We start from the raw sequence: 21,344 nt of genomic DNA, 5'->3' as shown, positions 1-21,344 counted from the left end.
TTAAGTCAGACATTATGAATAATAATTGACTACATATAAGTGGGGGAAGAACAAGTTGGATGTTTTTGGATATATAAGGGTTAGTACAAAAACTCAAATGGATGGGTATGGGTTAAAAACGCAGGAATCAGCAATTATAGACTTTTGCCAAAAGAATGGATACGACTTAATTGAAGTATTTCGAGATGAGGGAATCTCTGGAACGATTGCAAACAGAGACGGATTAAATGATTTAATTAGTTCTTTTGGTGAAGTAAAGAAAGTTGTAGTATTAAACACCTCCCGACTTTGGAGAAGTGATACAGTCAAAGTTTTAGTTCACAGAGAATTTCAGAAGCATTCGGCTGACGTTATCAGCATTGAACAGCCTAATTACAGCGGAATTTACACGAAAAATCCAAATGACTTTTTGGTTAATGGGATGATGGAATTGCTCGACCAATATGAGAGAATGAGTATCGCTATGAAGCTCAACAAAGGCCGTAGAACAAAAATTAAAATGGGCGATAAAGCATGTGGGAATGCTCCTCTTGGCTATAAGTGGAATGATAAAGCAATGATTATTGTTGATGAAGAAACAGCGGCCATTATCGAATTGATTTTCAAAAAGTATTTGGAGTTACGCAGTCTTGGGAAACTTAAAAAGTATTTAGACAACTCTGGGGTAAGAAGCAGTAGGGGGAACAGATTTAGCAAACAGGCCTTGGTTGGGATACTAAAGAATGATTTTTATAAAGGTGTTTTAAGACACAGTGATTTGATTATCGAGGGGAATCATAAACCGTTGATAAATAAGGTCGTATTTGGGAAAGTACAAGCTCTAATTAATAGAAACAGAAAAGCTGGTGTAAGAAATGAGAAGTGAGTGGAACGAGGAAAAATTACAAAGGTATATAAAGGAAGGTAGAGGACAGGGAGAATTTGAATCCTATAAAGGATTTATTCGAGTGCAGGACTTCGGCTCGGTTGGCAGAAGCAGTCGTTTAAGAACTTGGCGATGTAATCGGATTGTCCACCTACTGTCGGATATAGAAACACGATTCTTCTACCTAACTGAGTTTGACGATTCAATTTTACAAGTGAAAGAGCATGTGCCTTTATACGATTTTGAAGAAGTAGTTGGGGAGCAAGAAGATATAGATATAAGGAAATTTAAGGATAAACAATCGGGATTTCCCTACATTTTAACCACGACCTTTCTAATTACAGTTAGGGGAAATGACGGAAATACCTATGATGTTGCAAGGAGTGTTAAAGCAAGTCATGAATTGGAAAGAAAGGCAGTGATTGAACGCTTCGAGTTAATAAGACGTTATTTTTGGAAAAAAGGTATTGATTGGGCGTTATTAACCCAAAAGGAGCTTCCAATAGTTAAGGCGAAAAACATCGAGTGGATACATCCAGCGAGGTTTTTAGAGGAAACAACGGATTTTACTAAAGGTGATATTTCGTATATTTCAGGAATTCTTTTGGAATCACTCTATAAAAATAAAAGACCAGTTCGGGAGATAACAAGTTCAGTTGATTCTCAACTAAATCTTGAAGCTGGTTCAGGGTTGTTGTTATTTAAACATTTATTAACAACAAAACAGATAAAAATAGATATGAATAAGAAGATTGAATTAAACCAATCGGCAGAAGTTTTAGAGATAGTTCCGCAAGAAAGGCAGGGTGAAATAAAAATTGCTATTGACCGTTAATACGTTAATCGGTTATACGGGAGATTCGTTAAAGGATACCGTTGAAAGAATATTGTGGATTAGCAGTGATTATACAGTTGCAGTTTTGATTGATATTTATGCTAACAAGAGCACTCCAATATATAAAAATGTAGAAGACATTGTTAATGATATTGAGATTAAAGGTGCAACCGTTATTAAAGATGACCCTTTCCAAATTTTTAGAAATGATAATGAGATTAATGAAAAAGAGAAGGAGATTCGGAATAAAGCATGGGAGATAATAAAAGCCATTGCGGAGAAAGAAAATGAACCAGAAGTTTTTAATGCAAAGAAACGTGCAGAACTTGTTAAAAAGGCAAGTGGAAAATTTGGAGTAAGTAATAAAACAGTCTACAAGTATTTAAGGCGATATTGGCAAAGGGGAAAACACATGAATGCCCTTTTGCCAGATTACAAGAATATAGGGAGGTCTCAGGAAAAACAAGCAACAGGTAAAAAAAGGGGGAGACCAAAAAAATATAAAGATATTGTGGGTGAAGGTGTAAATGTCAATGAAGAAACGAAACGGATATTTAGGATAGCACTTAATAAATTTTACTATACAAAGTCTGGTAACTCCTTAAACACTGCATACCAGTTAATGAGGAAGGAATTTTATGCAGATGGTTACAGGATAGATGGAGGCATTAGGAAGCCAATATTAAAACCATCCAGTGAAGTTCCAACCTTTGGACAGTTTAAATACTTCTTTTATAAGGAGCGAAACTTGAAGAAGGAAATATACTCAAGGCAGGGGTCGAAAGAGTATTTGCAAAATCATAGAGCATTATTGGGTAACTCTACAGTAGAGGCTTATGGACCAGGTTATTACGAAATTGATGCCACCATTGCTGATGTTTACTTAGTCTCCAGATATAACAGAAATTGGATAATCGGAAGGCCCGTCATCTACCTCTGTGTGGACAAGTTTTCCATGATGATTACAGGACTATATGTGGGCTTAGAAGGACCTTCTTGGAATGGGGCTATGAGTGCTCTTGCTAATTCGGCAAGTAATAAAGTGGATTTTTGCAAAGAGTACGATATTGAGATTATAGAGGAGCAATGGCCATCCCGCCATCTTTGCGATACTTTGATAGCTGACCGAGAGTTGCAGGGTAAGATGGTTGAGACACTTGTTAGTTCCTTACATGTTAAAGTACAGAACACAAGTCCCTATAGAGCCGATATGAAACCTTTTGTAGAAAGAAAATTTCAAATTATTAATGAGAAATCCGTACAACCATTTTTACCTGGAACTGTGAAAACAGATTTCCGTAAGAGAGGAAGCCGAGATTATCGTCTTGATAGCGTTCTCGATTTGTTCCAATTTACCCAAGTTATGATTTATTCGATTCTCGAATATAACCAAAGTTGGCTTTCTAATTATAATCGTGAAGAAATGATGATTAGCGATGATATAGAGCCTATTCCAATAAAGTTATGGAATTGGGGAATGAAAAATCGTGCTGGTTTATTGCGTTCTGTTTCAGAAGATACTGTGAAATTGTGTCTGATGCCAACTGCAAATGCTTATATAACTGGTAAAGGAATTAAATTCAAAGGGTTATTTTACACTTCTTCAAATCTTATTAGAGAAGGTAGTTTTGAACGTGTTCGTATAAGTGGTAGTGGAGAAAAGATTCATATATCCTATGACCCAAGAAATTTAAACTTCATATATATAAAGAAGGAAGACGGAAAAGAATTTGAGAAATGCCACCTTCTGGATTACCAAGAAGTTCACATAAACAAGAGTATTGAAGAGTTTGAATACTTACAGGAATATGAAAAGTTACTGAAAAAGCAAAAAGAGGATGAACAGTTACAATCCAAAATTGATTTAATTTCAGAGATAGAAAATATCGTTCAAGAAGCAGAGAAAATGACGAGGGAACAGCAGGATGAAACTGAGAGCAAGACACAAAAACTAAAGGGAATTCGTAAAAATAGGCAAATAGAAAAGATGATTAACAAAGAAAATGAGGCATTTGAACTTGATAAGAAAGTGACGAACGAAAAGGGAGAAGTTCTTTCATTTAATAGAATGAATAATCAAGAACCTGAAGAGGGACCAGAAGAGTTTGAAAATGAAATGGCCCTATTAAGAAAGAAGCAGAAGGAGAGAACGTATGGAAAAACAGAATAAAGTAATAATTCCAAACGGTGGAGAAGCTGTAATGGCAAAATATAGAGACCAGGAAGTGATGGAATACAGAAACAATCCTTTTATCGAAGCTCTTCCTCCCATTCTTTCAAAGGAGGAGGTAGTTGATAAATTAGCCTATTATCCACCTTTTAATGAAAATGAACGTAACTTGGATAGTCATATAAGACTGCACCTTGTCCAGCGATTATTCCAATATTACCAGCCAATTTTTCAAACGCTTGATTTGGAGTCAAGGGTCTCCAGGATGATTCGTATGGGTTATGTTCATAAAAATCCTTTTAAACCAGAATTCGCTCAAGGATTGCACGAAAACTACAAGTCGATTCTAAACGCAAACATAGATATGTACAATGGCAATTTAAAAAGCACGTCTTCTGCAATGACGATTTTGGGACCATCAGGAATCGGTAAAAGCCGAATGATAAATGTGGTACTATCAGCTCTACCACAACTTATTGTTCATTCTCGCTATAAGAATAATGATTTTAATATGTATCAGTTGGTCTGGCTTAAATTAGATTGTTCATTCGATGGAAATATTAAAGGTGTTTGTATTGATGCATATAGGAGCTTGGATAGTTTATTGGGTACAAGCTATTATAAGCGGTTTGGTTCAGCAAGAATGCCCATAGCCTCCATGCAACCTGCTTTATCTCAAATGCTTAGGGTTCATGGGGTTGGACTACTGGTAATAGACGAGGTGCAGTCGCTGAGCGTTGCCAAATCTGGTGGAGCAGAAAAAATGATGAACTTCTTTCATTACTTATCTAATATGGGAACTCCTATTCTTTTGATAGGAACACCAAAGGCACTTCCTTATTTAAGAGGCGACCTCCGCCAAGCACGAAGAGGCAGTGGTCAGGGGGATATGGTGATAGAACGCATGAAAAAGGATTTTAATTGGGATTTAATTCTCGAAGGAATGTGGGATTATCAGTGGGTGAGAAAGCCAACTGCTCTTACACAAGAGTTTAAAGATATTTTATATGATGAATCTGGCGGAATAACAGATATTGCGATTAAACTTTTTGTCATGGCTCAAGTAAAGGCAATTTCCAGTGGTAAGGAACAAATAACTCCTGCATTAATAAGAAAAGTGGCAAGAGAGAATTTGCAACTAATTCAGCCGATGATTAATGCTATAAGAAGTGGCGACATTAAAGCTATTTCGAGATACGAAGATATCGCACCTATAGATGTAGAAGGGTTTATTAATCAGGAATTTTCTACTGTTTCTATGAACAATAAAATAAAAGAAATTCAAAAAGCGAAGAAAAAGCAGGAGAAAAATTGGAAGGAAAACGTGAGGGAACAGTCTATCTTAAAGTTAATTGAGTTGGATGTTGAACCAGGCAAGGCAAAAAAGTGTATTGATACTGTGATTGAAAAGCAAGGACAAGAATTTGATATAAAGGGGATTGTAAAAGAGGCGTTTAAGCTGTCTATAAATATAGAAGAAAGTAGCCCTATACCGACTAAATTACCAAAGAAAATGGAGTTGCAAAACAAGCAAGATTTAAGATTGATTGTTTCGGAAGGAAAAGCAAATGGTCTATCTGCCCATGAAGCACTTAAAGAAAAAGGAATTATTAAAGTGATAGAAAATGATTTCTTCAGTGTGGGGTGAGAATAATGGTTGGTTTTTTTCCAACACCGTATCCGAATGAGTTGTTATATAGTACATTAGCACGTTTCCATATAAGAAGTGGGAACATCAGCCCCAAGGCAACCATTGAAGAGTTATTTGGCTCTCGTTCTGTCACTACTGTTGTCGATTTACCAGCCAACATAGATAGCTTGATAAGCAATTTACCGATTGGAAGTGCATATACTGTGGAAAATTTGATAATGGAGAACACTTTATATCCATTTTATAGTGCCTTTCTTCCGCCAGAACGTGCCAAAAGCATCTTGCAATCTATGAAGGGTAACAGCGGTGGAAGCATCCATAATCGAATAGGTGTTATGGCAAGTACAATTGCAGAGAATAGATATATTAGGATGTGCAAAGAGTGTGCGACAGAGTCATTAAAGAAATATGGAGAAGTGTATTGGGTGAGAAGTCACCAAATTCCTGGGATTATTATTTGTTCAAAGCATAAGACCTTACTGTACAACAGCAAAGTATTAGTACATCACTTTAACAAAAATGAGTTTGTTCCAGCAACTGTAGACAATTGCAATTTAACCGAAGAACATACAACCTCAAAGAATATAGAAGATGCTATAGAATCTGAATTTATCCCCAATTATATTCAAGTTGTAGATAATGTGGATAAACTATTAAACAATCGTTATTCCAATAAGCCACCTGAATGGTTTTTCTCTCAATATATAGAGAGGTTAAAGTTGATGGGATTAGCAAATATAAATGGAAGTGTAAAGCAAAAAGAACTTCGAGAGCAGTTTCTTGAGTTTTATGGGGAGAATTTATTAACGATAGTCCAATCATCCGTTACTAATAATGAAAGTTGCTGGTTAAGTATGATGGTTAGAAAACCACGTAAAACTGTTCATCCAATTAGACATCTGCTGATGATTCAATTTTTAGGAATTATGTTGGAAGACTTATGGAATGAGGAAAATGAGTATTTACCTTTTGGCAAAAGTCCTTTTCCATGTTTAAATGCGGGAGCAGACCATTATTTACAGCCAGTAATTACTGAAGTGTCTATACGGTATGACAGTAAAATCAAGCGGCCAGTTGGGACATTTAGCTGTTCCTGTGGGTTTGTTTACGCACGAAAGGGACCCGATAGTAGTGAAGATGATAGGTACAAGGTTGGAAGAGTAAAAGAGTTTGGAGAAGTATGGAAATCAAAGCTAAAAGAACTTTTTCAAATGAATTTAAGTATGAGAGAAATCGCAAGAAGATTAAAGGTAGATGTAAATACGGTAAAGAAATATGGTCAGAATTTAGGAGAAACCGAAGTGGAACTCGGTTATAAAAGAAAAGACAATCTTATTAACAAGGATAGTTTTCGTAATGAATGGCTGGATTTGCAGAAGCGATATCCCGAAAAGAGTAAAACGGAACTGCGGAAGGTTAATAGTGGTCTTTATACTTGGCTATATCGCAATGATAGGGAGTGGTTAAATTCAAACTCTCCAAAAAAGAAGCAAATTACTATGGTAAATAATCGGGTGGATTGGGATAAAAGAGATGTGGAAACTCATGAGTCCGTAAAGGAAATTGTAGAAGAAATACTTAATTCCCCTAATAAGCCTGAAAGAGTAACGATAAGCAGAGTTGGGAAGAAAGTAGGCAAATTATCCTTGCTGGAAAAGCATCTATTCAAGTTGCCTCAAACCAATGAATACTTGCTACAACATATTGAATCGGTAAGAGATTTTCAAATTCGCAGAATCAAATGGGCGATTAAAGAATGCCAACGAGAAGGATATGATGTGCAATGGTGGAGAGTAGCGAGGGTAGCTGGTATTCGGGGTGAATGGATAGAGGAATTAGAAGTGGAGTTTGAAAGGATAAGTAGCATTATTTCATAAGATTAGTTTAGCAAGGTTTGGCTTGATATTGGGAAGAGCTGTAGGTATCATAAATTTATAGAAAATAATAATTATTTGAAATGAGGAAACAAAATGGCGACTTTTTATATTAATCGCAAAAGTCCATATTGCATAAATTAACGCTCAGTCATAGGACTGGGCGTTTTTAATTGTGTTTGTTTCCAAACGGTATCGAAAGGAGGAGAGAGAATGTTGTTGGAAAAGTTGAAAGGGTCTTTACAAAATCTTTCTATTGAATTAATTGGAGACGCACTTACTATTGCTGTTTCTTTAGTCATTGGCTACTATGTGAAAGTTTTCTTTCTTATGTAGTTAGCTTTATTAAAGACTGTAATCAAAAGGAGATGACTAATTTGTGAATGAAATGAGTTTCGTGGATGTTATAAACAGGTCAGATTACAACTTAAAGAACGATGATGAATAGGAACAAGGAGGATATAAGAATGAATAAGGGATTTAAGCAGGAAAAGGAAATTGATATTACCGAATTGATGGAGGTGTTATCATTTAATGCTGAATTAGAATTGGATAATGATATTCGAGAATGGTTACAAACACCGCCTGTTAAATTGCAGAATTATGGATATGAGGTGGAAAGGGAAGAGGAGTATTTTGCAACACTAAACGAGATTTCAGAATATCTATTGGAGAGATGATGAAATAAGAATCGCAAATAAAGGAGGGAAGTCTTAATGGAACAAGATTGGATGGAAAAGTTTAGAGCAGAACTTCTGGAGGATATGAAAAAGGAAGCAAGGCAAGAGATAGCGGAAGAAATGGCAAGAATTTATCTGGAGACCACTGATTATGATGATGAACCAATATCTGAAAGGTTTGGAGTGCCTATTTACAAAATAGAGCAATTTAGAGAAGACCATAAAAAGTGGCAGTTCGCAAAACAATTAGAGATAACAGAAGAACCAGCTTTTCTTGAGGACAATGTGATTTCATTGTGCTTACCAAAAGACATGTTTCTAAAGAAGGGAAAACTGGATGGGGCTGAAAATATGCTTTTGCTCGGTTTACATGCCACAGGATTAAAGCGATTTTTAGAACTCATCTCCGATGATACAAGGAAGACATTGCGAAAGATGCTAACTGAACAAGATTTAGACGTTAAAGAGGAGGGGGAAGAGTGAATTACTATCAAATGTTAGAGAATTTGCATGTTGTTTCCAATAATAAAGATAGAGATGATGAGAATTTCTGGTCACAAGAGGTATATAGCCAATCTGATTTTTCCAGTGCGTGTTTAGATGCCCATCTACTGGTAAGGAAAAATATTTGTAAACAAGTTGAGTGGGGAAAAGAACAAAATGAAGAATGAGCAAGAAATACCAAAAGAATATTGTCCGTATTGTGGCAAGAATTTGATAAGAATTCTTTCGGAACAAGAGCAAAAGAAATACAAACTTCGATACGTAAGTGAGAAAATTGGCGTTTCCAATTGGGATTCTATCTTTGCATGGAAATGTCCTTATTGTACTAAAACCTGGAGGAGGTAGTTATGACCTTATGTTAATCCCAAAGATAGAAGCTCAGCTTATTAATTATAAGATTTACGAAGAATATACTCCTACATTAAACAAGTTAGAATTCTTTCAAGGAGTTTTCCTCCCTTTTAACAATGAAAGACAAAAAATGTTGATGTTGTGCTTATTCAATATGGGCATCAGAGAATTTATCAGTATTCTTCCACAGGAATCAAAAGAAGAATTATTGTGTTTGCTTCAACAAGATTTGAAAGAATGATTTAATTTACACAACTTTCCTGCATTTACTTTCTGTTTGTTTAGAGTTTTGGTAAAATATGATAGCGGAGCTTTGGGTTTTCGTGCATCGAAAGGATATTTTTATGAGAACGAGCACCCTTTTTGCTTTACGAAACAACCACCTTTTTTGCGGAGCTTAAAGGTGGTTGTTTTCATTACTGTGTGTATTAATGCAGGAAGGCAAAAATTCCCTTTTTGACATAAAAATAGGGAGAAGTATTTATTTTACCAAATTGAGTAAAGTTGCTAAGGTAACTCTTTTCTTCGATAGTCTTAATTGAAATATGTAAAGAGTACGGTAAATGTCATTGACGAGATTACTAAACCATAATAAGCAGATAAAAGAACTTTTCAAGTCAATTCCAAATATGAAACAGTTTTTTCAGACACTTAATGAAGGTCCTGCCTTTCCTGTGAAAGCACCAATTATTGTGAAATCAGATGGTAGAGCAAACCCCATTGTAGGACACGCATATGATTATTGGTTAAGAGCGTTTATACAACGAATAAATAACCGCTTACAAGAAAATGATAATTTAGTTGCTTATCAGGGTCTATCCTTGCTTTTTACAGAGAAAAAATTTTTCGATAAAGATGCTTACAAATATCACCTTCCATTCATAAAAGAAGAAGAAAAAGAGTTCGGTAATTATTATTATGAGACCTATTTGAAATGAAAGAAGAGAATAAAACAACTGATGAATGGTTTGAAGCAGTCCTTGATTAAATACATGAAAAATACACGGATGAAATCCTTGAAAATATGGAGCTAAAGTTTTTTGGGGACTTTACAATAACTACCCATTATTCTGAAGGGGAAATTATTTATGATAATATTATTGAAAGAAGAAATTCTTACATTTTAGGGGAATCAGTTGATGATACTCAACTGATGGAAGATTGTATGATACTGGGGAATTTGGATGCTTTCTATCGTTCTAATTATATACATGAACAAGGTGTTTTTTATGTGTCAGAAAAGGATATCACAGACTTGTTAAATTTAACAAGAGAGACTCAAAAGTTTTCTTCTCTTTTCATAATGAACCATACTCTTATATGTAATCCTTCATTTGAAAAAGCATCTATTTTAGTAGGAGGAGCAGATGCTGATATTTTAATAGATAGCACGTTGATTGAGATAAAAACTGAGTCCCAGTTTGGATATAAAGCAGACCATATGAGGCAACTTATCGGATATTATATTTTATCTCTCTTTACACCTTCCTTTCCTAAAATAGATAAGTTGGCTATTTATAATTCAAGATTTTGTCGATATGTTTACATCAATATTGATGATATATTTGATTACTTTGATTTGATTGGTTTTGCTAAAGAATTTATTGAGATTCTCCTTGAAAGAAATTCGCTGTTAAACAAAGATAAAGACGTAATTCAGCAGTCTTTTGTAACCAAAACGAAAGATTTCCAGAAGTGAAAATAATATTATTTCATTTAAATATTTTTCAACAGGGATTTCAAAACTTCCTTAAAATAGGAAGTTTCTATAAATATTCAAGTAACTGGGAATGTTAAAAGGTTATTATTCATTAAATTGTTCAAGGGAGTGTTTATATTTGTTTTATACAATCGCATTATTTCTGTTTGCAGGAATTGCTGAGATTGGAGGAGGTTATCTTATTTGGCTGTGGCTAAGGGAAGGTAAGCCGTTTTATTGGGGTATATTTGGAGGTGTTGCATTAGCTTTATACGGTGTTATTGCTACATTTCAAACCTTTCCATCGTTTGGAAGAGTCTATGCGGCCTATGGAGGAGTATTTATAATACTTTCCGTATTATGGGGATGGGGTATTGATAAAAAGACACCAGATTTATATGACTGGGTGGGTGCAGGTATATGTTTAGTTGGTGTTTCAGTGATGTTGTTTGCACCACGCCAATAACAATTCCTTTAATAGAAGGGTATTGCTTTTTTAGTCTTAAGAAAAATGTATAACACTATCCTTGACCGTGTACTATAGTACACGGTTTATACTTTTATATGGGGTGAATAATTTGAGTTATCGTATTAGTGAATTTGCGGATAAGTGTAGGGTTAATAAAGAAACCATTAGATACTACGAACGAAAGAATTTATTACAAGAACCTTCTCGAACAAATTCAGGTTATCGGACATATTCAGAGGATGATGTTAAGCGTGTAGGGTTTATTAAACGAATGCAAGAGCTTGGTTTTTCTTTGAATGAAATTTATAAATTACTTGGGGTTGTAGATAAAGATGAAATTCGATGCCAGGACATGTTTGAATTTGTATCAAAAAAAGAAGAAGAAGTTAAAAAACAAATAGAAGATTTAAAGCGTATTGAACGCATGTTGAAAGATTTAAAGAAAAGATGTCCAGATGAAAAGGAGTTACATGAATGCCCCATTATTGAAGCGTTGATTGAGGACTAATAAGAAGGGAGATTTTTATGAAACATAAAAAGAGCTTTATTGTAGGAATGGTAGGGATATTTGTTGTTCTACTATGTTGTGCTACACCTATATTAGTTATTTTATTAAGTGCTATTGGATTAGGGGCGATAACTGGCTATTTAGATTATATTCTAATTCCAGTTTTAGCAATTTTTCTTGCCTTAACTCTCTACTCTTATAATAAGTTGAATAAATCGAATTCTAAGAATGATTCTTGTTGCTCTTAAGATATAGGTGGTGATAGTGATGAAAGAGAAAGTTTCACAAGTAGCAACACTATTTTCTGGATTTCTGATGGCAGGTTGTTGTTTAGGACCTGTAATTTTGATTCCTCTTGGTTTAACAGGTTTTGCTGGAGGATTAGCAATTTATGCAACGAAATATCAAACGATGCTAATAACGGTTACGTTGGTTTTATTAGCTTACTCATTTTATTTGATTTATGGGCGAAAGTGTAAAAAGAAAAGTTCTATTATTGGATTATGGATTACAACGGTTTTGGTATTTGGGATGTTTGTTTATACGCTAATTTCCAAAGGGTACTTGTAGGAAAGGGGTATTTATTGTGCGGGTTCAACAGGTTTTAGCCATCATTTTATTGTTGTTTTTACTTTTTCTTTCTGCGTGTAGTAATGAAAAAGAGATACAAACTATTACAAGTAATAATAGTAACTCCGTATCGTTTACAGTAACAGATATGTATTGTGCAAGTTGTCCATTTGTCGTAGAAAGTGCGATAAATAAAGTGGATGGGGTAAATAATGTAATTATTGAAACAAAAGGAACAGAGGGAACTGTAACGGTTTCTTATGATGATGTAAAAACAGATATTAAAATCATTCAAGAGTCCGTTTTGGATTTAGGTTACGGTGTAAAATAAAGGAGGATAAAACACATGAAAAAATATCGGATAAAGATTGAGGGAATGACTTGTACAGGGTGTGAAGAGCATGTAGCTGTCGCACTTGAAAATATAGGAGCTAAAAACATAAAAGCTAATTTTAGTCGTGGTGAAGCTGTATTTGAATTACCTGATAATAAAGAGATTGAAACTGCCAAAAGAGCTATCAATGAAGCAAAATATCAACCTGGTGAAATAGAAGATGTGTTATCAAAGGAAGATGTGGATTTAGGTAATGAAGGTGATTATGACCTGCTTATTATCGGTTCTGGTGGAGCGGCCTTTTCGGCCGCCATTAAAGCAATAGAATATGGGGCAAAAGTTGGGATGATTGAGCGTGGAACGGTTGGGGGAACATGCGTAAATATTGGTTGTGTTCCTTCAAAAACCCTTTTACGAGCTGGGGAAATCAATCATTTAGCAAAATCAAATCCATTTATTGGGTTACAAACATCTGCTGGAGAAGTAGAATTAGCACCGTTAGTAAAGCAAAAGAATGAATTGGTTAGTGAACTCCGCAATCAAAAATATGTTAATTTAATTGATAAATATGGATTTGATTTAATTGAGGGTGAAGCTAAATTTGTTGATGAAAGTATAGTTGAGGTAAATGGAAGAAAACTTTCAGCAAAACGCTTTTTAATCGCAACAGGTGCTTCTCCATCTTTACCACCGATTGCAGGACTTGAAGAAGTAGATTATTTAACAAGTACAACGCTACTTGAATTAAAAAAAGTTCCAAAACGCTTAACGGTAATTGGTTCAGGGTATATTGGAATGGAACTTGGGCAACTTTTTCATCATTTAGGTTCGGAAGTTACACTTATGCAAAGAAGTGAGCGTCTATTAAAAGAATATGACCCTGAGATTTCTGAAGCAGTGGAAAGAGCTTTAACAGAACAGGGTATAAACCTAATAAAAGGGGCAACTTTTGAGCGTGTGGAACAAGAAGGAGAAATAAAAAAGGTTTATGTAACGGTTGAAGGAAAACGAAAAATAATTGAATCAGAGCAACTCCTTGTTGCAACAGGTAGAAAACCAAATACAGATTCTCTAAATTTAAGTGTAGCAGGTGTTGAAGTGGGAAACCGCAAAGAAATAAAAATAAATGAATATGCTCAAACAAGTAATGAAAAGATTTATTCTGCTGGGGATGTAACACTTGGACCACAATTTGTGTATGTAGCGGCCTATGAAGGTGGAATTGTCGCTGATAATGCAATTGGTGGGTTAAATAAAAAATTAGATTTATCGGTTGTACCAGGTGTTACATTTACAAATCCTTCGATTGCAACCGTTGGTTTAACAGAAGAACAAGCAAAAGAAAAAGGATATGATGTCAAAACATCTGTATTACCTTTAGAAGCTGTTCCAAGAGCAATTGTGAATCGTGAAACCACAGGTGTATTCAAAATAGTGGCAGATGCGAAAACATTAAAGATATTAGGAGTCCATGTTGTATCTGAAAATGCTGGTGATGTAATTTATGCAGGAACATTAGCTGTGAAATTTGGTCTAACTGTTGAAGACTTAAAGGAAAGCCTTGCACCATACTTAACAATGGCAGAAGGGTTAAAGTTGGCTTCTCTTACGTTTGATAAAGACGTTTCAAAATTATCTTGTTGTGCAGGATAGAAGGTCTGTACATGTTCTTCTTAAACAAATGGTGCTTTACTTCAATAAGGAGTAAAGCATTTTTTATTCAATTAACCTTGAGTATTTAATTCCTTACTTTTTTATCATTTTGGATTTTAATTCCAATAATTTTTCTGTACATACCATTTAGCATAATTGGTGAATCCATTTGTATGGATAATTGCTTAGAAAATGGATTAGCCACTTGTTCAAATCTCAATCCAATATCTGTACCCAACAAGGAGATAAGCGGTCTTATTCCCCTTTTGAAAAGGGATAGTTCTTGGTTCTCAGGAACGAATTTATCAAATATCAATATTCTCCCTTTAGGTTTCGTTACTCTAATCATCTCTTCCATACACTTATGAGGATTTGGGACAACAGAAAGAAGTAAACTTGCTATTACAATGTCAAAAGATTCATCAGGAAATGTTAAATCCTGTGCATCCATTTGCAGGAATGTAATATCTGTATGATGAAACTTTTCTCTTGCTTTATCCAGCATGTCACTGGAAAAATCAATGGCTGTTATGTCGATATCATTATGAGGGACATACTCTAAATCTGCACCTGTACCACAACCTACGAAGAGTACCCTTTCCTCCTGAACCCATTCTATATCCTTAAATACCTCTCTTCTTGCTTTTAAAAAAATTCCTTTATTGAAAAATTGGTCATAAAATGGCGACCATACTTTATAGATAATTTGATTCCATGTGCTATTCATTTTAGAACTCCTCGTTTAAAAACTTTATTGTGTATCTGTATTCTTTGGAATATTAATAAAATCCTTTAATTTGTGGGATTTTCATAAAGATAAGAATAATTTTTCGTTTCATTCAAATATATATTTGAATAACAAAGGGGTTAGAGTTATAATATATTCAAATAAACATTTGAATGAGAAAGGAGAAGTGAATGTGAGTAAAAAAGATACATGTGAAATTTATTGCTACGATGAAGAGAAAGTAAATCGAGTTCAAGAGGAAATCGAGAAGGCAGATATCAGTAATATTTCCAAAGTATTTAAAGTAATAGGTGATGAAAATCGTACTAAGATTGCGTATGCTCTTTGTCAAGAAGATGAACTATGTGTTTGTGATGTTGCCAATATCTTAGGTACATCTGTAGCGACAGCCTCCCATCATCTTCGTACTCTTCATAAACTTTCTATATTAAGGCATCGAAAAGAAGGGAAATTGGCTTTTTATTCATTAGACGATGACCATATTAAACAGTTAATCCTTATTGCATTGGAACATAATCAGGAGGTGAAAGCACATGTCTGAACAACAACAAACGAAAACTTATAGAGTACAAGGTTTTACTTGTGCAAATTGTGCATCAATATTTGAAAACAACGTCAAAGCACTTGAAGGAGTTCAAGATGCGAAAGTAAATTTTGGTGCATCGAAAGTTGATGTTATTGGAAATGCAACTATTGAAGAGTTAGAAAAAGCAGGGGCATTTGAAAATTTAAAGATAAGAAATGAAAGAGAGCAAGTTGTTAAGCAAGAATCTTTTTGGAAACAAAAAGAAAATATAAAAGTATATATATCAGCAGTCTTACTATTGATAAGTTGGATGATGACCAAACAATATGGTGAGGAAAGTCTAATTCCGACTATAGGCTATGCACTTTCTATTTTGATTGGTGGCTATTCCCTATTTATCAAAGGACTTAAAAATTTAGTTCATTTAAAGTTTGATATGAATACCTTGATGACGGTAGCCATATTAGGAGCATCTGCTATTGGAGAATGGGGCGAAGGAGCAACTGTTGTTATCCTGTTTGCAGTTAGCGAAGCATTAGAAAGATACTCAATGGATAAAGCTCGTAATTCTATCCAATCCCTAATGGATATAGCACCAAAAGAAGCTCTTATTCGTAGAGGAAATAAAGAGATTACGGTTCAAGTTGATGACATTCAAATAGACGACATTATGATAGTAAAACCAGGTCAGAAACTTGCAATGGATGGGATTGTTGTAAAAGGAACATCTACTATCAATCAAGCGGCCATTACGGGTGAATCTGTACCAGTAGTAAAAAAAGTCAATGAAGAGGTATATGCTGGTACGTTGAATGAAGAAGGATTATTAGAGGTAAAAGTTACGAAACGTGTTGAGGATACCACTCTTTCCAAAATCATTCATATGGTGGAGGAAGCACAAGCGGAAAAAGCACCATCCCAGGCGTTTGTAGACAAATTTGCAAAGTATTATACACCAGGAATTATTATTATTGCCCTATTACTGGCAGTAGTTCCTCCCCTATTCTTAAACGGAGATTGGCAGGAGTGGATTTATAGAGGTTTGGCAGTTCTTGTTGTAGGTTGTCCTTGTGCGTTGGTCATTTCAACACCAGTATCCATTGTAACTGCCATAGGAAATGGAGCGAAAAATGGTGTTTTGATAAAAGGTGGAATTCACTTAGAAGAAACAGGGGCATTAAAAGTTATTGCATTTGATAAAACTGGAACACTTACAAAAGGTCTTCCTTCTGTTACAGATATTGTCGCTTTTAATGAAGAAGAACAAAAAATAATGACGATTACATCTGCAATTGAAAAGGGGTCACAGCATCCGTTAGCTTCAGCCATTATAAGAAAAGCTGAAGCCGATAATTTACCTTATAAAGATGTGAATATAGAGAACTTCCAGTCGATTACAGGAAAAGGTGTAAAAGCAGATATCGATGGAACGACTTATTATGTAGGTAGTCCAAATTTATTCGAGGAATTATATAGCATAGAAAAGAATATTAAACAACAGATAACTAATATGCAAGAGCAAGGAAAAACAGTGATGGTCTTAGGAACTTCTAAAGAGATTATGTCTCTTATTGCAGTGGCAGATGAAGTAAGGGAGAGTTCTAAAGAGGCAATTCGTAAACTTCATCAAATTGGCATTGAAAAGACGGTCATGCTTACAGGAGATAATGAAGGAACAGCTAAAGCAATCGGTAAAGAAGTTGGTGTCATGGAGATACAAGCTGAACTTTTACCAGAAGATAAGTTAGTCTATATTAAACAGCTTCGTAGTAAATATGATAAAGTAGCAATGGTCGGAGACGGAGTAAACGATGCACCTGCCCTTGCATCTGCAACAGTGGGTATAGCAATGGGCGGAGCTGGAACGGACACAGCATTAGAGACTGCGGATATTGCTTTGATGTCTGATGATTTAAGTAAACTTCCATATACAATCAAACTAAGTCGAAAAGCGTTGGCAATCATTAAGCAAAATATTACTTTTTCATTAGGCATTAAGTTACTTGCCTTGGTACTTATTGTTCCAGGCTGGTTGACATTGTGGTTAGCCATCTTTGCAGATATGGGAGCAACATTGATTGTTACCCTAAACAGTTTAAGATTATTGAAAGTAAAGGAATAATGGAAAAATGTTAGCACTCAATCCCTAATCCCTTTTTTCCTATCACCTGCTTCTATGTTATAGCAAAAAGAAGTTTTACCCAAGGCAAATAAACTGTTCCCTTGGTTAAATAAGTTGTTCCCTAAAACGAGTGAAAATTGGAGGATAGCCTCCAGTTTTCCTCGTTTTTTTGTGTCCAGAAGCGGAGAAAAAGCCAGTAAAAAGCATGAGAAAGGCATGAATAAAGGCAGGAGGAAACGTCTGATAAAGCCCGATAAATCAACGATTTCAAGATAAAAACCAGAGGAAAAGAGAGAAAAAGGGCAGGAGAAAAAGCAGGAAAAACCCTTAGCCCTGACCCATTTTTATCCCTGTTCCTACGGAACAACTTATTTTCCTAAAAAATCAGGATTCTGACAAAAAATAGGAGAAAAAAGGAGCGAACGGGGGAACAACTCATTTGCCTACAGAAAATGGGAAAATCGGAGAAAGGCAGGAATGACAAGGGTTTGAGAGAAGGGGGGAGAATACACTTTAATTTTGCGACTACAGTTTTTAGCATTAAAGTATTAATTTCAGGTAAGTTAATACGTGTCATGTTAAATATCCTCATCAATATATAATACAAGGGAATGATTTCAATGAAAGCACAGGTTATTAAAACATTTGGGGATCCATCTGTTTTTCAAATTGAAGAAATAACAAAGCCAACTGTTAAGCCCGGTTATGTCTTAATTAAAGTTGTAGCTACTAGTATGAATCCTGTAGATGCTTATATTCGTCAAGGAGGAGAAAGTCATGCTGCTCCTGCTTTACCTGCTGTTTTACATGGAGATGTTGCAGGCATTGTTGAAGAAGTAGGAGAAGGTGTAACGGACTTCAAACATGGTGATGAAGTATACGGATGTCCTGGAGGATTTAAAGGAACAGGCGGCGGAGCTTTAGCTGAATATATGCTGGCAGATCAACGTCTCATTGCACATAAACCTAAAAACCTAACAATGGAAGAAGCTGCAGTTTTACCACTTGTTACTCTAACTGCATGGGAAGCTTTATTTGACCGAGGAAATATAAAAAAAGGACAAGATGTTCTTATTCACGCGGCAACCGGTGGTGTGGGTCATGTAGCTATACAATTAGCAAAATGGGCAGGTGCAAACGTTTATACGACAGCTTCTACTGAGAAAAAATTAACTATTGCAACTCAACTAGGTGCTGATGTAGGTATCAACTATAAACAAGAAACTGTTGAAGAATATGTTAAGAAATACACAAATGGAAAAGGATTTGATCTTGTATTTGATACAGTAGGTGGCGATAATTTAGACCTTTCTTTCGAAGCAGCTGCTATAAATGGAACGGTCGTATCTATTCTTACGTATTCAAAACATGATTTATCCAAAATGCATATGAAAGGTTTATCACTTCACGTGACATACATGTTGTTAAAGATTGTAAATGAAGACCAACGTCATCGTCATGGAGAAATGTTAAATGAAATTACAAAAATTGTAGAAGCTGAACAATTAAAACCTTTAATTGATACTAATGTATTTACATTTGATCAAGTAGGGGAAGCTCATAAATTCTTAGAATCAAATAAAGCAATAGGAAAAATCTTAATTAAGAATAACTGGTAATAGGAATTAGTTTAAAAAAAATCTTTACTCTAAGTATAACCATACTTTTTCCAAGGGACGGGGAAAAATTGGATTACAGCGTAAGGGATGTTCCTGTGTCTCTCCGAAGGGGTGCAAACTAAATTGTAACCAATCCAATCATGCCCAAACTCTGTAATGTGTAACACTCACCAAGTAGGTTTCCTCGATAAAAAATAAATATAAAAATAATTAGGCATAGGCCACGTGATAAGTAGGGGAATTGTAGTGTTACAGGCGAAATCGTAAGGTATACTAATGTCTATCTAAAAATTCAGTTTACAACTATCCCATATATTTAATAACTGAACAAAGAAGGGGAGTAGGGAGCCATACTATGTATGAGGCTGATGGATGAGACTATCGAATTGGGAATGTATCTAGGATAATGCGTTTTCTCCCATCATGAAAAATAAATGTTGAGGCTTTCATTAATTTAATTCGTTCTAAATAACCTAATTAGAATGCATTGTTCATAAACATACTTTATGAACCTTTCTAATTAGGAGGAAGTTATGGACCGTTCAAACCACCATAGAGTAAAGCCGTATTTATTGACGCATAGTTTGTTACCGGAAAATCAGGAGACACCCTTTCAATTTATCAAGACTGACATTATGGATAATAAATTATTTTATAGACGGAACCACTTTTCTTATCCAACTCTTTCTTACTCAAACTATTGGCTCCCGATTAATGGGATAGTATCAACACCAATACTGCTTTCCATGCAGGACATTCTTCATTTACCTTCAAAAACAATACAAGTTGTCCTTGAATGTTCAGGAGATAAACGTAACCTTTTCGAGCCTAAAGTATTTGGAGTAAAATGGGGAAAGGGTGCTATTAGCCAAGGCTATTGGAAGGGTGTACCGTTACGGGCTCTACTTGAACTATCTGGAATAAGAGAAGGAGCAAAAGAAATTGTCGTGGAAGGATATGATTTCGGAGAAAGAACCGATCTAAATAAGGTTTTCACCTACGCTAGAAGTTTGCCTATTGAGAAGGCGATCCACCCTGATACCATTATTGCATATGAATACAATAATCAGCCAATTCCGTTTAAACATGGTTATCCACTGAGATTAATTGTTCCACAGTGGTATGCGATGGCATCCGTTAAATGGATTAAGCAGATTAGTGTTATTGATTCTAATTTTACAGGACCCTTTCAGACAATCGATTATGTGTATTACCCAAATGAACAAAATAATAAAGATGCCTTCCCTGTTACTACAATAAATGTAAACTCGACTATTCAAAAGCCCTTAGATATGGAAATTTTAAATACTGGTAAGCATTTGATTAAAGGGATTGCTTGGATAGGTAATGGTTTTATTACAAAGTTAGAAATAAGTGTAGACGGTGGGAGTACTTGGCTAAATGCAAAATTAGAGTCTACTAAAGATTCTAGTTATGGCTGGCAATCTTGGTATTATGAATGGACTATATCAAAGAAAGGTGAATATATGATTATGTCAAAAGCAACAGATTCATATGGCCAAATCCAGCCAACTATACCTTTTTGGAATAAAAAGGGTTATGGGTATAATGCCATTGATAAAATCAAGGTTAAGGTAGAATAGCCGCAAGAGAAGTTCCTATGTCTCTACGAAGGGAGCGTTGGAACCAACCCAATCGAGGGAAGCACACGTCCAGAAACGTGTAACACGTTCAGACGGAAGCACTCGCCAAAGACGCTGTTTATCGTTTTTTGAATCATTCCAAGTTTGCATGACGACGATTTTTACTTTACCTCAGCGCCAGTTCGATAAAAATAGTAAGTGCACTCACGGACCGATGCCGCCCTAAAGTGCTGTAGATGACTCCTCTTTCTATCGCCAGCGTAGTAAAAAGGTTGAACTTCTTGCCTGATGTTTTGATCATGCTTCTCAAAAGATGCGATTTTATAAGGGCTTTCGTATGTTGACTTTGGGCTGGTCGATGGGGCAACATTTATGCCCATCGACTTTTCACTACTCAGTTCAAAGAAAACACAAATTAATGGGATCAGCTCGCATATTGATAAGCAATCTACAGGGTATAAACGACGTGTGGAAGCCCTTCAAACGGCTCCTGAACAAATTCATTCCATGATTGACAGGGCTTTATCCGTTGGTGTAGAAGCAAATGATAAGCTGTGAATCT

At 35.3% G+C, this 21,344-nt stretch carries 23 protein-coding genes and 1 pseudogene; 23 read left to right on the top strand and 1 reads right to left on the bottom strand.

Annotated elements, in window-relative coordinates; all coding sequences use genetic code 11:
• Positions 1-55 precede the first annotated feature (55 nt).
• The 18 genes from GMB86_RS05430 to merA all read left to right on the top strand — a co-directional run bounded on the left by GMB86_RS05430 (position 56) and on the right by merA (position 14,163).
• Positions 56-865, top strand: a complete 810-nt coding sequence (locus GMB86_RS05430) for a recombinase family protein (protein WP_155217554.1) — start codon at positions 56-58, stop codon at positions 863-865.
• Positions 855-1,700, top strand: a complete 846-nt coding sequence (locus GMB86_RS05425; protein WP_036178215.1) for a heteromeric transposase endonuclease subunit TnsA — start codon at positions 855-857, stop codon at positions 1,698-1,700. Before GMB86_RS05430 ends, GMB86_RS05425 begins: the two co-directional genes overlap by 11 nt.
• The gene (locus GMB86_RS05420) at positions 1,690-3,870 is read left to right on the top strand and encodes a Mu transposase C-terminal domain-containing protein (RefSeq protein ID WP_197414230.1); all 2,181 of its coding nucleotides are present in this window, start codon (positions 1,690-1,692) and stop codon (positions 3,868-3,870) included. Before GMB86_RS05425 ends, GMB86_RS05420 begins: the two co-directional genes overlap by 11 nt.
• Positions 3,854-5,518 (top strand): ATP-binding protein, encoded by a 1,665-nt coding sequence (locus GMB86_RS05415; protein ID WP_101552512.1) that lies wholly within the window; start codon positions 3,854-3,856, stop codon positions 5,516-5,518. The genes GMB86_RS05420 and GMB86_RS05415 overlap by 17 nt, the downstream gene beginning before the upstream one ends.
• A gap of 5 nt (positions 5,519-5,523) precedes the next feature.
• On the top strand, positions 5,524-7,398 hold the full coding sequence (locus GMB86_RS05410) for a TnsD family Tn7-like transposition protein (RefSeq protein WP_062686386.1): 1,875 nt from the start codon (positions 5,524-5,526) through the stop codon (positions 7,396-7,398).
• A 210-nt stretch (positions 7,399-7,608) separates the two neighbouring features.
• Positions 7,609-7,731, top strand: coding sequence for a hypothetical protein (locus GMB86_RS15940; protein WP_255475359.1), 123 nt, complete (start codon positions 7,609-7,611; stop codon positions 7,729-7,731).
• A 131-nt stretch (positions 7,732-7,862) separates the two neighbouring features.
• Positions 7,863-8,075, top strand: a complete 213-nt coding sequence (locus GMB86_RS05405; RefSeq protein ID WP_036178223.1) for a hypothetical protein — start codon at positions 7,863-7,865, stop codon at positions 8,073-8,075.
• Between the two features lie 36 nt (positions 8,076-8,111).
• Positions 8,112-8,558, top strand: a complete 447-nt coding sequence (locus GMB86_RS05400; RefSeq protein WP_062686384.1) for a hypothetical protein — start codon at positions 8,112-8,114, stop codon at positions 8,556-8,558.
• Positions 8,555-8,746, top strand: coding sequence for a hypothetical protein (locus GMB86_RS05395; RefSeq protein WP_036178230.1), 192 nt, complete (start codon positions 8,555-8,557; stop codon positions 8,744-8,746). The genes GMB86_RS05400 and GMB86_RS05395 overlap by 4 nt, the downstream gene beginning before the upstream one ends.
• A 98-nt stretch (positions 8,747-8,844) precedes the next feature.
• Positions 8,845-9,171 carry a hypothetical protein gene (locus GMB86_RS05390; protein WP_169187617.1) on the top strand — a complete coding sequence of 109 codons (327 nt, stop codon included), beginning with the start codon at positions 8,845-8,847 and terminating at the stop codon, positions 9,169-9,171.
• 388 nt (positions 9,172-9,559) lie between these two features.
• Positions 9,560-9,868 carry a hypothetical protein gene (locus tag GMB86_RS05385; protein ID WP_139109147.1) on the top strand — a complete coding sequence of 103 codons (309 nt, stop codon included), beginning with the start codon at positions 9,560-9,562 and terminating at the stop codon, positions 9,866-9,868.
• Between the two features lie 86 nt (positions 9,869-9,954).
• On the top strand, positions 9,955-10,629 hold the full coding sequence (locus GMB86_RS05380) for a hypothetical protein (RefSeq protein WP_062686381.1): 675 nt from the start codon (positions 9,955-9,957) through the stop codon (positions 10,627-10,629).
• A gap of 139 nt (positions 10,630-10,768) precedes the next feature.
• A complete protein-coding gene (locus GMB86_RS05375) occupies positions 10,769-11,095 on the top strand; it encodes a YnfA family protein (protein WP_062686379.1) in 327 nt (108 codons plus the stop codon).
• Positions 11,096-11,207: 112 nt separating this feature from the next.
• On the top strand, positions 11,208-11,606 hold the full coding sequence (merR, locus tag GMB86_RS05370; RefSeq protein WP_062686376.1) for an Hg(II)-responsive transcriptional regulator: 399 nt from the start codon (positions 11,208-11,210) through the stop codon (positions 11,604-11,606).
• A gap of 17 nt (positions 11,607-11,623) precedes the next feature.
• The gene (gene merF / locus GMB86_RS05365) at positions 11,624-11,854 is read left to right on the top strand and encodes a mercury resistance system transport protein MerF (RefSeq protein WP_036178241.1); all 231 of its coding nucleotides are present in this window, start codon (positions 11,624-11,626) and stop codon (positions 11,852-11,854) included.
• 19 nt (positions 11,855-11,873) lie between these two features.
• Positions 11,874-12,176, top strand: a complete 303-nt coding sequence (gene merT / locus GMB86_RS05360; RefSeq protein ID WP_062686373.1) for a mercuric transport protein MerT — start codon at positions 11,874-11,876, stop codon at positions 12,174-12,176.
• A 16-nt stretch (positions 12,177-12,192) separates the two neighbouring features.
• Positions 12,193-12,507 (top strand): heavy-metal-associated domain-containing protein, encoded by a 315-nt coding sequence (locus tag GMB86_RS15710; protein WP_062686372.1) that lies wholly within the window; start codon positions 12,193-12,195, stop codon positions 12,505-12,507.
• Positions 12,508-12,522: 15 nt separating this feature from the next.
• Positions 12,523-14,163 (top strand): mercury(II) reductase, encoded by a 1,641-nt coding sequence (merA, locus tag GMB86_RS05350; RefSeq protein ID WP_062686370.1) that lies wholly within the window; start codon positions 12,523-12,525, stop codon positions 14,161-14,163.
• An 85-nt stretch (positions 14,164-14,248) separates the two neighbouring features.
• On the opposite strand, the gene GMB86_RS05345 is transcribed toward merA, so the two are convergent.
• Positions 14,249-14,890, bottom strand: coding sequence for a class I SAM-dependent methyltransferase (locus tag GMB86_RS05345; protein ID WP_044394568.1), 642 nt, complete (start codon positions 14,888-14,890; stop codon positions 14,249-14,251).
• A gap of 193 nt (positions 14,891-15,083) precedes the next feature.
• Here GMB86_RS05345 and GMB86_RS05340 point away from each other — a divergent pair, with 193 nt between their 5' ends.
• From GMB86_RS05340 to GMB86_RS16140, 5 genes and pseudogenes are all read left to right on the top strand, one after another.
• A complete protein-coding gene (locus tag GMB86_RS05340) occupies positions 15,084-15,452 on the top strand; it encodes an ArsR/SmtB family transcription factor (protein ID WP_044394569.1) in 369 nt (122 codons plus the stop codon).
• The gene (locus tag GMB86_RS05335; protein WP_044394570.1) at positions 15,445-17,559 is read left to right on the top strand and encodes a heavy metal translocating P-type ATPase; all 2,115 of its coding nucleotides are present in this window, start codon (positions 15,445-15,447) and stop codon (positions 17,557-17,559) included. The genes GMB86_RS05340 and GMB86_RS05335 overlap by 8 nt, the downstream gene beginning before the upstream one ends.
• Positions 17,560-18,179: 620 nt before the next feature.
• Positions 18,180-19,178, top strand: a complete 999-nt coding sequence (locus tag GMB86_RS05330; RefSeq protein WP_155217548.1) for a zinc-dependent alcohol dehydrogenase family protein — start codon at positions 18,180-18,182, stop codon at positions 19,176-19,178.
• A 533-nt stretch (positions 19,179-19,711) separates the two neighbouring features.
• Positions 19,712-20,782 carry a sulfite oxidase gene (locus GMB86_RS05325; RefSeq protein ID WP_155217546.1) on the top strand — a complete coding sequence of 357 codons (1,071 nt, stop codon included), beginning with the start codon at positions 19,712-19,714 and terminating at the stop codon, positions 20,780-20,782.
• A gap of 104 nt (positions 20,783-20,886) precedes the next feature.
• Positions 20,887-21,328, top strand: a pseudogene (locus GMB86_RS16140) (transposase); the annotation flags it as partial.
• Positions 21,329-21,344: the final 16 nt, after the last annotated feature.

This window comes from Terrilactibacillus tamarindi, from assembly GCF_009718825.1.
Lineage (GTDB): Bacteria > Bacillota > Bacilli > Bacillales > Sporolactobacillaceae > Terrilactibacillus > Terrilactibacillus tamarindi.
The sequence above is the reverse complement of the archived record's forward strand: the minus strand, read 5'-3'. Positions and strand labels throughout refer to the sequence as shown.